The sequence below is a fragment of the Streptomyces sp. NPDC001700 genome (assembly GCF_053596435.1).
The window spans coordinates 290,934-305,310 of record NZ_JBSFGE010000010.1; the positions used below are offsets into that span (position 1 = coordinate 290,934).

Annotated in this window: 12 protein-coding genes and 3 pseudogenes; 8 read left to right on the forward strand and 7 right to left on the reverse strand. The window is 68.0% G+C overall.

Annotation, left to right across the window (positions count from 1 at the left end; genetic code table 11):
• Positions 1–421: 421 nt before the first annotated feature.
• Positions 422–1,479 (forward strand): annotated as a pseudogene (locus tag ACWC5C_RS20975) (IS1380 family transposase); the annotation flags it as partial.
• 447 nt (positions 1,480–1,926) lie between these two features.
• Entirely contained in the window at positions 1,927–2,757 is an 831-nt protein-coding gene (locus tag ACWC5C_RS20980) for a LysR family transcriptional regulator (protein ID WP_450877303.1), read from the forward strand.
• Here the strand turns inward: ACWC5C_RS20980 and ACWC5C_RS20985 are convergent.
• Positions 2,740–3,507 (reverse strand): SDR family NAD(P)-dependent oxidoreductase, encoded by a 768-nt coding sequence (locus tag ACWC5C_RS20985; protein WP_450877376.1) that lies wholly within the window; start codon positions 3,505–3,507, stop codon positions 2,740–2,742. The two genes, ACWC5C_RS20980 and ACWC5C_RS20985, sit on opposite strands and share 18 nt — an antisense overlap.
• Positions 3,508–3,710: 203 nt before the next feature.
• On the opposite strand from ACWC5C_RS20985, the gene ACWC5C_RS20990 reads away from it, so the two are divergent.
• Both ACWC5C_RS20990 and ACWC5C_RS20995 read left to right on the forward strand, forming a co-directional pair.
• Complete coding sequence (locus tag ACWC5C_RS20990) at positions 3,711–4,100, forward strand: hypothetical protein (RefSeq protein WP_450877305.1); 390 nt, start codon at positions 3,711–3,713, stop codon at positions 4,098–4,100.
• A 157-nt stretch (positions 4,101–4,257) separates the two neighbouring features.
• On the forward strand, positions 4,258–4,428 hold the full coding sequence (locus tag ACWC5C_RS20995) for a hypothetical protein (RefSeq protein WP_450877307.1): 171 nt from the start codon (positions 4,258–4,260) through the stop codon (positions 4,426–4,428).
• Between the two features lie 45 nt (positions 4,429–4,473).
• Here the strand turns inward: ACWC5C_RS20995 and ACWC5C_RS21000 are convergent, their stop codons facing one another.
• The gene (locus tag ACWC5C_RS21000; RefSeq protein WP_450877309.1) at positions 4,474–5,232 is read right to left on the reverse strand and encodes an SDR family NAD(P)-dependent oxidoreductase; all 759 of its coding nucleotides are present in this window, start codon (positions 5,230–5,232) and stop codon (positions 4,474–4,476) included.
• Positions 5,233–5,379: 147 nt separating this feature from the next.
• Between ACWC5C_RS21000 and ACWC5C_RS21005 the strand changes: the two genes are divergently transcribed.
• Positions 5,380–6,039, forward strand: a complete 660-nt coding sequence (locus tag ACWC5C_RS21005; protein ID WP_450877311.1) for a TetR/AcrR family transcriptional regulator — start codon at positions 5,380–5,382, stop codon at positions 6,037–6,039.
• Positions 6,040–6,335: 296 nt separating this feature from the next.
• Here ACWC5C_RS21005 and ACWC5C_RS21010 read toward each other — a convergent pair.
• A pseudogene (locus ACWC5C_RS21010) lies at positions 6,336–6,906 on the reverse strand (integrase); the annotation flags it as partial.
• Between the two features lie 73 nt (positions 6,907–6,979).
• On the opposite strand from ACWC5C_RS21010, the gene ACWC5C_RS21015 reads away from it, so the two are divergent.
• The gene (locus ACWC5C_RS21015; RefSeq protein WP_450877378.1) at positions 6,980–7,267 is read left to right on the forward strand and encodes an integrase core domain-containing protein; all 288 of its coding nucleotides are present in this window, start codon (positions 6,980–6,982) and stop codon (positions 7,265–7,267) included.
• Positions 7,268–7,916: 649 nt separating this feature from the next.
• Here the strand turns inward: ACWC5C_RS21015 and ACWC5C_RS21020 are convergent.
• Positions 7,917–8,966 (reverse strand): methyltransferase, encoded by a 1,050-nt coding sequence (locus ACWC5C_RS21020; protein ID WP_450877313.1) that lies wholly within the window; start codon positions 8,964–8,966, stop codon positions 7,917–7,919.
• A 268-nt stretch (positions 8,967–9,234) separates the two neighbouring features.
• Here ACWC5C_RS21020 and ACWC5C_RS21025 point away from each other — a divergent pair, with 268 nt between their 5' ends.
• A complete protein-coding gene (locus ACWC5C_RS21025; RefSeq protein WP_450877315.1) occupies positions 9,235–10,233 on the forward strand; it encodes a helix-turn-helix domain-containing protein in 999 nt (332 codons plus the stop codon).
• A gap of 72 nt (positions 10,234–10,305) precedes the next feature.
• Here ACWC5C_RS21025 and ACWC5C_RS21030 read toward each other — a convergent pair.
• The 3 genes and pseudogenes from ACWC5C_RS21030 to ACWC5C_RS21040 all read right to left on the reverse strand — a co-directional run bounded on the left by ACWC5C_RS21030 (position 10,306) and on the right by ACWC5C_RS21040 (position 14,157).
• Positions 10,306–11,039, reverse strand: a pseudogene (locus ACWC5C_RS21030) (integrase).
• Positions 11,017–12,201: a serine hydrolase domain-containing protein gene (locus ACWC5C_RS21035; protein WP_450877317.1), complete on the reverse strand. Its 1,185-nt coding sequence runs from the start codon at positions 12,199–12,201 to the stop codon at positions 11,017–11,019. The pseudogene ACWC5C_RS21030 and the gene ACWC5C_RS21035 overlap by 23 nt, the downstream one beginning before the upstream one ends.
• A gap of 1,227 nt (positions 12,202–13,428) precedes the next feature.
• Entirely contained in the window at positions 13,429–14,157 is a 729-nt protein-coding gene (locus tag ACWC5C_RS21040; protein ID WP_450877319.1) for an SDR family NAD(P)-dependent oxidoreductase, read from the reverse strand.
• A gap of 27 nt (positions 14,158–14,184) precedes the next feature.
• Here ACWC5C_RS21040 and ACWC5C_RS21045 point away from each other — a divergent pair, with 27 nt between their 5' ends.
• Positions 14,185–14,346: a hypothetical protein gene (locus ACWC5C_RS21045; protein ID WP_450877321.1), complete on the forward strand. Its 162-nt coding sequence runs from the start codon at positions 14,185–14,187 to the stop codon at positions 14,344–14,346.
• The last annotated feature ends 31 nt before the right edge of the window (positions 14,347–14,377 follow it).

Here is a 14,377-nt window from a genome sequence, read left to right on the forward strand (position 1 = left end):
GGCTTCGACCTCGGCGCCGGCCGCGCCGGTTCCGCCGAAACACTGCCAGCCGAGACCACGGGTCCTCGCGCCCTGCTTGCGCACCACGGCAGCGCCGAGCAGCGGCACCACGAGGAACCGCTCGCCGACGCGCGGCGGCTGTGGTGGAGCTGACGACCCGCCCGCGTGCGCGCTGTGCGGGCCGGCCGCGCCGGGCCCTGCGCTGTTGCCGGCGTGCGACCCGCGGGCGGCGACAGGGGACGCCGTCACCAGCGCCATGGCGCCCACCCAGGATCTCAACCGCTGGGCGGCGCTTTCCCTGACGGCGTTACGCTGACAACCATCAACACCTCCTACACACGAGTTGCCTCGCTCGTCTGACGCCGACTTTGTACTAAGCGAATCTGAGACGACCGTTAGAAGCTCCTGACACGATCTCCTAGCCGGCGCCCGGGAACTGGCCTGGGCACAGGTCCTCGAGACCCGGCGCTCGCTGCCCGCCACCATGGTGCTCGGTCAGGCGTTGCCCGGGTTCGTGCTGGACATCGACGCGACAATCGTGGCGGCGCATTCGGAGAAGGAATCGGCGGCGGCGACCTGGAACACATCTTCGGCTACCACCCGCTGCTGTGTTTCCTCGACGCCACCGGTGAAGCCCTGGCCGGGATGCTGCGCCCGGGTAACGCCGGCAGCAACACCGCCGCCGACCACATCACCGTCCTGGACCAGGCCCTGCACCAGATTCCCGACGCGCACCGCTACGGCAGCCCGATCCTCATCCGGTCCGACTCGGCCGGTAGCAGCCACGAGTTCCTCGCCCACATCCGCAGCCTGCGCGAATACGGCCTGCACACGCAGTTCTCCGTCGGAGTTGCGATCACCGGACCGATCCGGACCGCGATCACCGTCACCGCTGACTGGGTGCCCGCGCTCGACGGCGACGGCAGCCTGCGTGACGGCGCCCAGGTCGTCGAGCTCACCGACCATCTCGACCCCGGCGTGCTGGCCGCGTTCCCGGCCGGCACCCGGCTGATCTGCCGCCGGGAACACCCCCATCCCGGCGCGCAACTGTCACTGTTCGACCAGGTCAACGGCATGCGGTATCAGGTCTTCGCCACTGACACACCCCACGGTGGCGGCTCGATCCAATTCCTTGAAGTGCAGCACCGCTGCCACGCCCGCGTCGAGGGCCGCATCCGCACCGGCAAGACCACCGGGTTCGGCCGGTTGCCGTCGCAGCAGTTCGCCATCAACCAAGCGTGGCTCGAACTCGCTCTGACCGGCATCGACCTGCTCGCCTGGACCCAAACCCTGCTCCTGGACGGCGCCCTCGCCACGGCCGAACCGAAGAAGCTGCGATACCGGCTACTGCACGTCGCCGCGAAACTGAGCCGCACCGCCCGCACCACCACCCTGCGCATCGCCGCCGACTGGCCCTGGACCACCGACCTCATCGCAGCCTTCGAACGCCTCGCCGCGCTACCCGAACCCGTGACCTGACAACAGGAACCACCGCCCACCCACGACCAGGAACCAGGGCGCAACCCGGCCCACGGCCGTGTCTGCGGCCGCGACATCACACACGATCTTGCCCGGAGCATGGATGGCGCGCCGACCACGCCACGGCGCGAGCACGACCGACAACGCTCGCTGCGCCCCGGACGAGGATGTAACGGCAGGCACGGGACCTCGATGTGATCAGCTGGCGTAGACACCCTGATGATCACCGGTCTCGTACCTGTGCTGTTGCTGCGTCAACTCCCGCTGGAAGCGGACGATCTACGCGATTCCGGAACTTGCAACCGCCCTGGTCGTCGACTGGGCGCTCTCAGCCTCGCAGAGCAACACATCGCATCTCTCGGTAAGCCGCGTGAGGTTTGTGCACGGTGCTGTGTCGTCCCCGGAGTAGACCAGCGATCGGCCCTTACTATTCCTTACTCTGGGGGTATGGACCGAGTGGAAACACGCGAGCTCGAGTACTTCGTCGCCCTCGCCGAGGAGCTGCATTTCGGGCGGGCCGCAGAACGGCTCGGGATCGCCCAGCCACCGTTGTCCAGGGCGATCCGCAGACTGGAACGCCGGATGGGTGTGCAGTTGTTCGAACGCACCAGCCGTCGTGTCGGTCTCACCGCGGCCGGCGCGGTCTTCCTCACCGAAAGCCGCAAGGCATTGACCGCACTGGACGACGCGGTGTCACGCGCCCAGCGCAGCATTCACCCGTACCGGCTGGTGGTGGCCGCGCTACAGGGCACCGGGTCCGGGCTGCTGGCCCGTATGTTGCGGGAATACCGTCGCCAGCCCGGTGCCGCCGACGTCGACGTGGTGTTCACCCAGGACCACGTCGACCTCGTGCGCACCGGTTCGGCAGACCTCACGTTGACGTGCGGTCACAGCGGTCTTGCCGGGTTGGAGTTCACCGAACTCACCGAAGACGACACAGTCGCGTTGCTACCGCGGGACCATTTCCTCGCGGCGAAACCGGCTGTGACGGCTGCCGATATCGCGCAGGACGCGCTCTTCCAGCCACAATGGCCGGAAAAGACGCTCGACGAGATTGTCGATCAGGTCACCATGGGCAAACTGATCGTGACGGCTGCGGCGAGCGCGATCGACCGGATCGGCTCCGCCGTCGTGGCTGTTCCCGTCCTCGACGCGCCACCGACCTGGCTGATGCTGACCTGGCGGCCGGACATCCCTACCGCGACGCGCGACGCGTTCGTCTACACCGCCAGGAACGTGGCAACCAGGCAACTGGGCCACTCAGGACCAGGCGCCTAGTTGGGTGGCGCCGCCGTCGACGACCAGTTCGAAGCCGGTGATGTAGCTGCTCTGCTTCGATGCGAGGAACAGGATCGCGTTCGCCTGTTCCTCCGGTCGCCCCCACCGGGCCAGCGGGACGGCCGACGCGTAGTTCCCTTTCCACTCACGCCTGCTGGCCTCGTCGAGCCCGTCCGCGACGAGCGCATCCTCGATCCCCGCAGTCTCCACGATTCCCGGTGACAGCGCGTTGACCCGGATCTTCCGTCCCTTGAGCTCGTTCGCCCAGCTCCGGGCGAACGAGCGGACCGCGGCCTTCGACGCGTTGTACACGCTGTACCCCGACGTCCCGCTACTTCCCGACACCGAGCCGACCAACACGATCGACGCGTCGTCACTGAGCAGCGGAAGAGCTTTCCTGACCGTGTTCAGCGTGCTTCGGACGTTGGTGTTGAAGTGCAGGTCGAAGTGCTCGTCGGTGACGTCTTCGAGCATGGCGAACTTGGCGGTGCCGGCGTTGGCCACCACCACGTCGATCTGACGGCCGTCGGCGCGCACGGTGTCGTACAGCCGGTCGAGATCCGCGGGATTCGACGTATCGCCCTGCACGGCGATCGCACCCACCTTCTCCGCAGCGGCCGTGAGCTCCTGCTCCCTGCGACCGGTCACGTACACCACCGCACCTTCTTCGACGAACCGCTGCGCCGTGGCGAGACCGATACCTGAACTGCCGCCGCTGATGACCGCGACCTTGTTGTCGAGTTGACCCATGACACGAAGTCCACCACCGCTCACCAGCGGGAACAATGACGACTCCAGCATCACAGCAGTACCCGGCAGGTATCGATCGTGCGTGCTCATGTTGGCCGGTTGCCCAAACCACCGCAGGTCACCCCCATGAAGGGTGTCCTTGTTCCGTACGGTGGTTGACCTGGGGCTTTGTGGTCGCCCATGTATGGGCATGATCCTTGGTCGTGGGTCTGCGACTGCTCTACCTGATCTTCTGCCGACTGCTGGGCTGCCTCCTCTTGTTGGGCCTGTCGGCCGCCGCGAACGACGCCGAGATCCTTGCCCTTCGGCAGAGGTCGCTGTGCTGCGTCGACAGGTCGAGCGGCCGCGGCTTTCAAGGGCTGACCTTGCCGTGCTCTCCGCTCTCGCCCGGCACCTGCCACCTGCCTTACGTCGCCATCGGCTGGTCACCCCCGGGCACCCTGCTGACCTGGCACCGCCGTCTGGTGCGCTGGCGTTGGCACCAGATGGCGGTCGGCCCCGGCCGACCACCGCTGGCGGAAGAGGCAATCGCGCTCATTCAGCGCCTGGCGAGAGAGAAACCCGACCTGGGGATATGTCAGGATCCAGGGTGAACTTCGACGGCTTGGCGATTGCGTCGCAGCCGCCACGGTCCGGCGCGTTCGCCGAACGATGGATACGGACAGCCCGCGCAGAATGCACCGACCGCCTCATCATTCACGGGAAACGCCCAGCTCAGCAGCCTGATCGGAATATTGACAGCCTTCAGGCATGGAGGACCCGCTTGGCGCGCTCGGCCTGGTCCTCAACGCCATCGTGCTCTTGCTCGGCCGCTACAGCTTCACCGCCAGCGTTCCGGCCGCCGGCGCCCTGCGCCTGCTTCGGGACCTTGGTGCGCCGGAGCTGGACGAGGATGAGGACGAGTCGGTCGGCTCGGAGTGATTCGGGGCCGTCACTGCCTGCTTCCCTACCGGCCGTCGCCCGGCGTCACAGGAGGGCGCCGCCGGAGACCTCGATGCGCTGGGCGGTGACCCAGCGCAGTCCCTCGGAGGCCAGCGTAGCGATGGCGTCGCCGATCTCCTCAGGTTCGCCGACGCGGCCGAGCGCGGTCTGTCCGGCCAGAACCTGGCGCATTCCGGCGTCGTCCCGCATCGCTCCGCCGTTGAAGTCGGTGGCGGTCGGCCCCGGGGCGATGGAGTTGACCCGGATGCCGCGAGGTCCGAGTTCTGCGGCGAGGGTGCGGCTCAGAGCTTCGACGGCGGCCTTCGAAGCGGAGTAGGCCGAGGTGGCGGGGCTGGTGTGGCGGGTCAGTGACGTCGAGACGTTGATGACCTGGCCGCCCTGGGCCAGCAGCGGCACGAGCGACTGGATGAGGAAGAACGTGCCCCGGACGTTGGTGCCCATCACCGTGTCGAAGTCGTCGATCGTGACAGTCTCCAGCGGCCCGAAGACTCCCACTCCCGCGTTGTTGACCAGGATGTCGAGCCGCGAAGTACCCCAGCGCTCCAGCTGCGCGCCCAGTTCGGAGGTGAAGGACGCGAAGGAGGAGACGTCGCTGATGTCGAGCCGGAGAACAGCGGCAGTCCCGCCCACAGCCTGCACCTGTTCCGCCGTCTTCTCAGCCCCGGCCGCATCGCCGCGGTGGGTGACCACGATCCGCACCCCGCGTGTGGCCAGGGCGATGGCCGCGCTGCGCCCGAGGCCGCGATTCGCACCGGTCACCAAAGCGATCTTGTCGATTGTCATGAACTTCCTCCACCGTGCGACAACCAGGATGCGCCCAGGTGCCACAGATCAGATGCGAGTCACTCGACTCGCCTTGCTGGTGCACCGTAAGCGGGGCTCCCGAGGCGAGTCAAGTGACTCGCCTCGGGGTTGCGGCATACTTTCCGCATGGCAGCAGAACTCACCGCGCATCACCGCAGGCTCGCCCAGCAGAAGCGCGGGGCGATCACCTCCGCGGCCACAGAACTGTTCTTGGACCGTGGCTACGACGGCACCTCCCTCGCACGGATCGCCGAAACGGCCGGGGTCTCGAAGTCCACCCTGTTCAAGCAGTTCCCCACCAAGGCGGCCCTCTTCGAGGCCATCGTCACCGAGTCCTGGCAGCGCGACGTCGGCGATACCGCCGCGCGGCCACAGGCGGGAGATCTGCGCTCCGGGCTGACAGCCATCGGCCATCGCTACGCCGACCTGATCGGCCAGCCCCGCATGGCAGGCCTGTTCCGGATCGTCATCGCCGAACTGCCTCGTTTCCCCGAGCTGGGACGGATGCAGTTCCAGCTCGGCAAACTGCCCTACTTCGCCTCCGTCCAGCACTACTTGGAATCCGAGCATGAGGCGGGCAACGCCGATGTGCCCGACGCTGAGAGCGCCGCGAACCAGTTCCTCGGCATGATCGCTAACTACGTCCTGTGGCCCCGCATGCTGCTGACCGGCTGGAACCCCGCAGCCGCCGACATCCGCAACGCCGTCGAAGAGGCCGTCCAGACCATGCTCGCCAGATACACCCCGACCCGCCGGCCTGACCCGAAGCCGGAGCTTCGACACTGATGCGCAATGCCCAAGACCGCGACGCCTTCACCCGCGATACCCGTCGTCAAACGATGGCACCCTCAAGTGATCAACGCACCACCACGGATGATCATGTGATCGTGGAGGCACAGGTGCGTGGCTACGGGTCTTCGCCAGCTCAGCAGGATGAGATCTGAAGACGCTGGCGCGAGGGGCAGCCATTCAGCGTGATCGGCCGGGCGCTCGGGGCGCCGATGCGGCACTGCCCTTGCCGGAAACTTCATCCGTACAGGTCATGCAGCATGTTGGTATTCGTGGAGGATGCCGCCGAGGCGATCGTGTCGGTGTAGGTCGAGGCGTGTCCGGCAGCCGAGGTCTTTGAGGTCCATGACGAGGTTCTTTGCCGCTTGCACTACCCAGGAGGTGCTCGGCTGCGCGGTGGCGCCCAGGACGCGGATCCGGCGACTGCCGTGTTCGATCACTACGAGCACGTATACCCGTACGCCCGACAGGGTGATTGTTTCCATGAAGTCGCAGGCCAGAAGCGCCTCAGCCTGGAAACGCAGAAAGTCGGCCCAGGTACCGGAGTTCCGCTCGGGCGCTGGGTCGGATGCCTGCCTCCTTCAGGATTTCCCAGACGGTGGACGCGCCCACCCTCACCCCCAGCACGAGCAGCTCGCCGTGCAGGCGCCTGTACCTTCAGTTCGGGTTCTCCTTCGCCAGGCGCAGCACCAGGATGCGGATCGAGCGCACGGTACGCGGTCTTCCCGAGCGTTTGGGCCGACAAGAGACGGCATGGCGGCGTGCGACGAGGCCGCGGTGCCGACGCAGCACCGTGTCGGGACGTACGAGCAGCCGTAACTGTCGCAGGACGTGCAGCGGCAGCCGGTGCAACAGTGCTGCCAGGCCCGCCGCGCCGGCCCGACATGGCGCGAGTTCCTGACCTCGCTCTTGAGGCGGGCGTGCGCCTGGGGTCGAGATCGCCCCGCAGTCCCCGCGGATGAACGCACACTGCGAGAGGGTCATCGGGACGCTGCGGCGCGAGGCCCTCGACCACCTGTTGCTCTGGAGCGAGCGCCACGCTCTCCGTGTTCTCAGCACCTACGCCGGACACGACAACGGACATCGACCGCATCAGGCCCGAGAGCAACTACCTTCCCTCGCCGACCACCACACGGCGCCGCTGACCGACCGGAAAACCCCACGACGGCTGCTCCGGACCCGTGTCCTTGGTGGCCTGATCAATGAGTACAGGTACGTGGCATGACCAGCAGTGACACGTTTCTGAACGGCACAGGACACGTCAGGATCCAGGGCGAACTGCGACGGCTTGGCCATCGGGCCGCTGCCGCTACCATCCGGCGCGTTCTGTGCCGCTCCGGCCTGCCGCCCGCACCGCAGCGCGCCTCCCACCCGACCGGCGCATGGGTCACTCAACTCGCCCGCAACCTGCTCATGGACCTCGAGGAAAGGGCTGGGTGCTTCCGGTTCCTCATCCGCGACCGGGACAGCAAGTTCACCGCCGCGTTCGACGCCGTCTTCGTCGGCAACGGCACAGCCGTCATCCCGACTCCGCCGCAAAGCCCCGCGGTCCAACGCGTTCGCCGAACGATGGAAACGGACAGCCTACACAGAATGCACCGACCGACTCCTCATCACCGGCGAACGACTCCTGCGTACGGTCCTCAACCAGTACGCGTCCTCCCGACCGCCTCACCATCCACAGGAAAGGACCAGCTCAGCAGCTTTTGAGAACGGGGAATCCCGCTCATCGAACGCGGCCGCGGCCGCGGGGCCGTCTCGCCCGGCGATGTCCGGTCGCACCTGCGCGAAGACCCCGCGGCGTACGGGTGCGCGACACGCGGCTCGCCGGTGGCCCCTCACGGGCCACCGGAAAGGGGTTCGCGAGTGAGGCGTCAGACGGCGACGAGCTCCAAGCCGAAGTACCCGCCGCCCACGGGGTATGTCTTCGACCGGCGCCACCCCGAGGCCGCGAAGAGGGCATCGAATGCGTTCAGGTCGCGTTCCATGCCGTTCGTCATGGCCAGCATGGCCATGTCCGACAGCGTGGCCGAGTCGGGCTGACCGATCTCGCCGATGACCATCTCGACGACCAGCGCGCGTCCCCCTTCGTTCACGGCGTCCCTGCATCGGCGCAGGATGGTCGTGCATTGAGTGTCGTCCCAGTCGTGCAGGATCGTCTTCAGCAGGTGGAGGTCCGCCGGGGGAACCTCCACGAAGAAGTCGCCCGCCACCGTGGAGAACCGATCGGACAGGCCACGCTTCTCGGCCTCGGCGCGTGCGCCCTCGACGACGTGAGCCAGATCGAGGACCTGCCCGTTGAGCTGCGGGTTGGCCTCCATCAGCGCCAGGACGAAATCACCGTTCGAACCGCCGACGTCGACAACGGTGGACACACCGGCGGTGGAGACCGCGGCCACGGCGCCCTGAGTCACCAGGCTGGACATGTCGCCCATCGCCTGAGCGAAGAGAGCCGCTTCCTCGACGTTCTCCGGCTGCGCGTAATACTCGAAGACGTCCATCCCCAGCGACTTCTTGGTCTGGCTCGTCCCTTGCCGCACGGCCTCGGGGAAGTGGGTCCAGGACCGCCAGTGCGCTTGGCCGGTCTGGGCCAGTACCAAGGAGCGCAGGGAGCCGGGAACCTCTGAACGCAGCAGCCGGCCTCGGCCGGTGAGAGCGAAACGGTGCTCCCCCTCGTGACTGAGCAGGCCCAACGACGAGGCCGCGCGCATCAGACGGTACGTGGCCTGCGGATGACTGCCCTCGCGCTCGGCCACTTCCCTGGCCGTCATGGCCCCGTCGGAGAGGTGGTCGGCGATGCGCAGCGCCGCCACGCCCCTCAGGACCTGGGCGCGAACCAAGCCGATCAGCAGGTCGAAGACGGCTGCGGCATCGGCCGCGGGATCACTCGACGCGACGTCAGTACCACTACTGGTGTCAGACATGACAGAACCTTTCAGGATTCACCATGGGAGCGGAAAGCGCGAAAGCGAGCCCGGGAAATTCACCCGCACAGCGACGTGACGGCTCCGTGAGCGGCACGGCGTCGGCCCCGGGACGCCGTCTGCCCGGTCCGGTAGAGGCGCGACCCGGCCTCCGTGCTTTCGGCATCGTCCGCGCCGCTCACCCTAGGCAGATCACCCGGGCGGGCGCTTGTATCATCGCGTTACTCCAATGGCATATCAGTGCCAGGAAGATGCGTGCCGTATGACCATGAGCGACGCGGGAGACACCGCACGGCGGACCGGCGGGTCGGCGAGGAACTTCTTCGTGGACGTCACGGCTCCGCGCACCGCGCGGGACGGTTTCGACGTCTTCCGGCGTGGATGGGAGGCGCAGATCGGGGAGACGCTGCCGCTGCCGCCCATGGAGCCGCTCGGATCGGGTGATTTCCGGGTCAGGGTCCGCGCGTCCAAGGTGCACGACACGGTGGTCGCGGGCGTCTACGGTGAGTCGATGGCAGGCGGCACCCGGGGTGCCTCCCACCGCCTCGACGACCGGGTCCTGGTGCATGTGATCGGGCGTGGCGAGTGGCGCTTCATCGGTCCGCGCGGCCAGGGCGACGCCTCCGTACCAGGCGGGCAGTTCATCGTGCGGCACAACGGCCCTCCGGTGCGGTTCGAGATGGAACCGCGCACCACGGCGAACGTGCTGATCCTGCCGGCCTCGCAGCTCAGGCCGCTGATCCGCGACCGGGCGATCGTCGGATCGGCCGACTCTCCCGAACTGCGTCTGCTCATGGCATACACCAAAATCGTCGACGCGACGCTGAACGACCTCTCCACCGCCGGTGCGCGAGCCGCTCGCGACTCTCTGATCGAACTGGTCAAGGGGGTGCTCATGCAAGCGTTCGACGACCGTGAGCCCCTGCTGGCCCCCGCACTGGCCCAAGCGGCCAGGGACATCGCGGACAGCCGCCTCACCGATCCTGGTCTCTCCCCCGCGGCCCTGGCCCGCGAACTCAACGTCTCCGTACGGACGCTGCACCGGGCGTTCGCCCGGACCGAGGAGTCAGTGGCCGCGTACATCCGGCGCAGGCGGCTGGAACAAGCCCGGCTCGCCTTGGCGGCGCCGGCCGGCCGGCCGAACATCTCGGAACTCGCCGCACAGTGGCGCTTCACCGACAGCAGCCACTTCAACCGTGCCTTCAAGAAGCAGTACGGCCAGACCCCCACCGAATACGCGCGCTCGACCGGCCGGGCCCGGCGATGACCGGACTGATCGCGGTGGGCCGTGGCCTTCGGCAGTCTTCGGCCGCGCCTGCGCGATGCCCCGCTTCCAGTGTCATGGCTGGTGCCCGGTGAGCGGAGGGGTGACCATGGACGTCGGGTGCTCCTGGAGGAGGGGAGGGAGCTGCCCGTGAGTCTGATGGGGCGATGACCGTTGTCATGCTGGGCGTAGGTATCGAGGACCTGCCGGGCGTGCGTCTCGTTCCTGATCAAGAGGTGGTCGAGGACCTCGCGCCGCAGGGTGCCGATAACCGCGCGTCCCGGTCGCGGAGCAGGAAACGTAGCGATTCCACCCGAACACCCAACTCGACGCTGAGGTTTCTTGCCTCCCTGCACCGCCCAGGGCCCGGTGGGATGGGCGGTCACTCCCGCGATGTGCAGCCGTCGTGTGCCGTGCTAGAGGAACACCAGCGCGTACACCCGGCGCAGATCGACCAGGTCGATGTGGACGAAGTCGCAGGCGATGATGGCTTGGGCTTGCGCGGTCAGGAAGTCGCGCCATGTCGGGCTGCTGCGGCGTGGGGCTGGATCGATGCCCGCCACGGTAGGGATCTCCCAGACCGTCGTCGAGCCGACCGGGTGTCCGAGCCGGACCAGCTCGCCCTGAATCCGTCGACAGCCCCAACGCGGATTCTCCCTGGCGAGCCGCAGCACCAGAGCCTTTACCGCAGCCGCCGTCGAAGGTCTCCCGGGCCTGCGTGTGCGCTTGCTCTAGTCCCACTTCCGGGCGACCAGCCTGCGGTGCCATGCCAGCAGTGTCGCGGGCTCACGAGCAGAGTTCGTCGTCAATCAGGCTGTTCGCCGCTTCCTGCGTGGACGAGTCCGTCGAACCGTCGCCGGTCGCGTTCAGGGCCACCGCGCGGCGACCATCCTCGCTGACGCCGTTTCGGGTCGTGTAGCCCGGCATGTCACCGCCGTGGCTGTAGTACGCGCCGCCGCACGACAGCGGAATCTCCATCAGGCCGAGCCCGTACCGCATGCCGGGCCACCCGGGGTCCAGTTCCGGGGCCCGTACGGACGTCTTCATCTCCGCCAGCTCGGCCGGGTGCAGCAGTCGGCCGCCGAGGAGCGCCTGGTAGAAGCGGTTCAGGTCGGCCGTCGTGCTGATCATGGCGCCCGCTGCGCCGCCCGCGGTGGGGTTGATCTCGGTGACGTCGATCGGCGCCCTGTCCTCGTCGAATGAGGAATAGCCGCGCAGATGGCGTCCAACCATCTGCGGGTACGTCGTCGGGGCGAGGGTGTCGCGCAGACCCAGCGGCCGGATGACGCGCGCGGTGACCTCCTGCTGCCAACTGTGCCCGGTGGCCTTCTCAAGGATCATTCCGGCGAGAATGTAGTTGGTGTTGGAGTAACTCCACCCGCCGCCGGGCGCGAAGTTCGGGGCGTGCTTCGTCGCGATGGCGACCAACTGTTCCGGGGACCAGGTGGTGTAGCGATCGGCCTCGTAGCCGTCCAGGCTGGTGAGCTCGGGGAAGTCCGCCGCGTAGTCGAACAGTCCGCTGGTGTGCTGGAGCAGCTGCCGTATGGTGATCCCGCTGCCGTCGTTGCCGTGGCCGGACACGACTCCGGGCAGCCAGTGCTCCACGGTGTCGTCCAGCGACAGGCGTCCCTCGCCCACGAGTTGCAGCACCACCGTGGAGACGAACGTCTTGGTGGTACTGGCGATCCGGAACCGGTCACCGGCACGTGCGGCCTCGCCCGTGGTCTTGTCGGCCACCCCGGTGGTGGCGTACCGGGGAGCTCGCGGGCCGGTCGACCGGGCCACGACGCCGACGGTTCCGGTCTTGAGGATCGCGTCCACGTGTGCCTGCAGCGCCTTGCTGTGCGCCTTGTCGTGCAGCGGCGCGGTGACGGGTCCGGTCGCGCCTGCCGCGGGCAGCGTCAGTCCGACGCCTGCCAGCGCGGTGACGAGCGTGGTGGCCACCAGACGGGAGGTGAGCTTGGTCTTCATGGGGCGCGGGCTCCTTGGGTGTTGTCTCGGTCGGTCCGGTGTTGCGGTGTGACCACCACGCTAGGAATTTCGGCCGGGCGAAACGATCAGGCAGGCGGGTCATCCGGCGGGGGTGCCCACCCCCGGGTGCCGGTAGCGCCTGCTGTACCGGCGTCGCCGCAGGGAGCGGTTCGGGGGGCCGCCCGCATGGGAATGAGCCGGCGCGGTACGGCTCCGCGCGCAGGGGATGAGTCCGCGGCCCAGTGGGGGAGGGGCGCGCAGTCCCCCGCTCGTGCGGGATGTGTGTGCCACCGGTGATGGTTGGGCCGAAGGAGCCACACTCGACATCCTCGGCACGGTCCGCCACGACGACTCGGTCGCGATCTACCGACAGTCCATGCCACTGACCTGCGGTTCGAAACCCTTGAGCACGGCGAGCACGGCGACCGTCTGGGCGCCGCTGCGCCAGCGGGAGCCCAGCTCCTTGCGCCGTTTGCGTATCAGGCCGGCGACGAGACCAATGGTCCGCTTCGACAGAGGGAGGCGAACTTGGTAGACAGCTTCCTGAGAGCCCTCGGCGGGCCGGTGGGTCTTCGCATACGCGCCGACTACCGCCGGGGGCCCTCCTGTTACAGCCGGAACCGGCCAGTCCGCCCGTCCTGGTCGGTCAGCACGGGAGATAACGGCCCGCGCCGGTCCGGGAGACCCAGCCTCGGCCGTCACCGGCCTGCCCGCACCGACCACGATCTCCATGATCCGCCGTTACTCCGGGGGTAGGACCCCCGCCCCCATGCCCTCGGCCCAGTCCGGCACCAGCCGCATCCCGCCCGTACCCGGCCCGGCCACCACCCGCTCCCGCTCGGGGTCGGGGGACACGGTGCCCGAAGGCCGCCGTCAACCGTCGGTCGCCTCGGCCCACTGAAGATCCCTCCCGCGCAGAGGCTACGCAGCAAGCCGAGGCACGCACCCGGAAGCTCAGAAGACGGTCTCGGTGGGGTAGTCGTGCTGGTCGGGGAGGGATCGGTGGCACGTGATGGTCAGTCAGGGGCGGTAGCAGGGGGGGCGAACGCCGCCTCCTGCTCACGGCGATGTGTCGTGAGGACCTGGCGGGGGCGACTCACCCCGCACGGCCTCGCCCCCCCCCACGCCGAACCCCCTCGTTCGAACTCTGAGCTCGGCAAACGCACCGACAGGGCAATCCGCATACGTGCGTGCGGCAGACAAGCGGCCTGAAGGAGAGCGCAGCGCCTACTCGGCATCGGTGAGGAACTTGTCGGAGAGCTGGAAGTCCCATTCCTCGGGCAGGTCCTGGTAGAACAGTTCGGGTTCGGTCCGCTGCTGGTGCAGCCGCCAGTAAGCGTCGGCGATGACGTCGGGTTCGGAGTTGGGGCGGCCCTGGCCGATCGCCGCGGCGAGGGCGACATGGGCGACGTAGACGCCGTGCTGTGCGACCGAGGCGTTGAGGTTCAACAGCCAGTTGCGCAGGCCGGCTGTCGCGATCTGAGCGTTGGCGACCTGAGGGATGAGCATGGGGCCGGAGCCCGCACCGGTGGTGGCGATGATCGTGCCGGAGCCACGTTCGAGCATGCCGGGCAGGACCTGCTGTACGGCGGTGATGCCCCCGTGTACGTACAGTTCCAGCTCGGGAATCACTGACTCCACCGTGATCTGAGACGCTTCGACAATTGGCCGACTGGCCATGTCGGCGGTACTGGGAGCAGGCGAGTACTCCAGTACGTCGATCGTGCCGAAGTGGCGCTCGGCATCTCTCAGCGCGGCTCTCAGGGCGGGCCGGTCGGTGACGTCCGCGGGAAACGCGGCCGCGTCACCCCCGGCCGCGGACAGTGCGTCGGCCAGTTCGCGCAGCGCCGCCTCGCGGCGGGCGATGAACGCGACACTGAAGCCTTCCGCCGCAAACCTTCGGCCGATCGCTAAGCCCAGCTGGGGCCCGGCGCCAACTATTGCAATCGTGCTCATTGCTCTCCTATTTCACAAAGGTCCATCGTGGCCAGTTCAGACGGTCCGGTGATGGCCAAGGACGTCGCGGTCGCGCTGGGCAGGGAGACGACACCGGCGAAGGTGGGGCCGGTTCGCGGGCAGCTGCGCAAACTCGCCGACCGGGGCTGGATCTCGCGAACCGGCGCGGGACGCCAACTGACGCGCTGACCGGTCAGGGCAGTGGCGGACCCGCCGATTT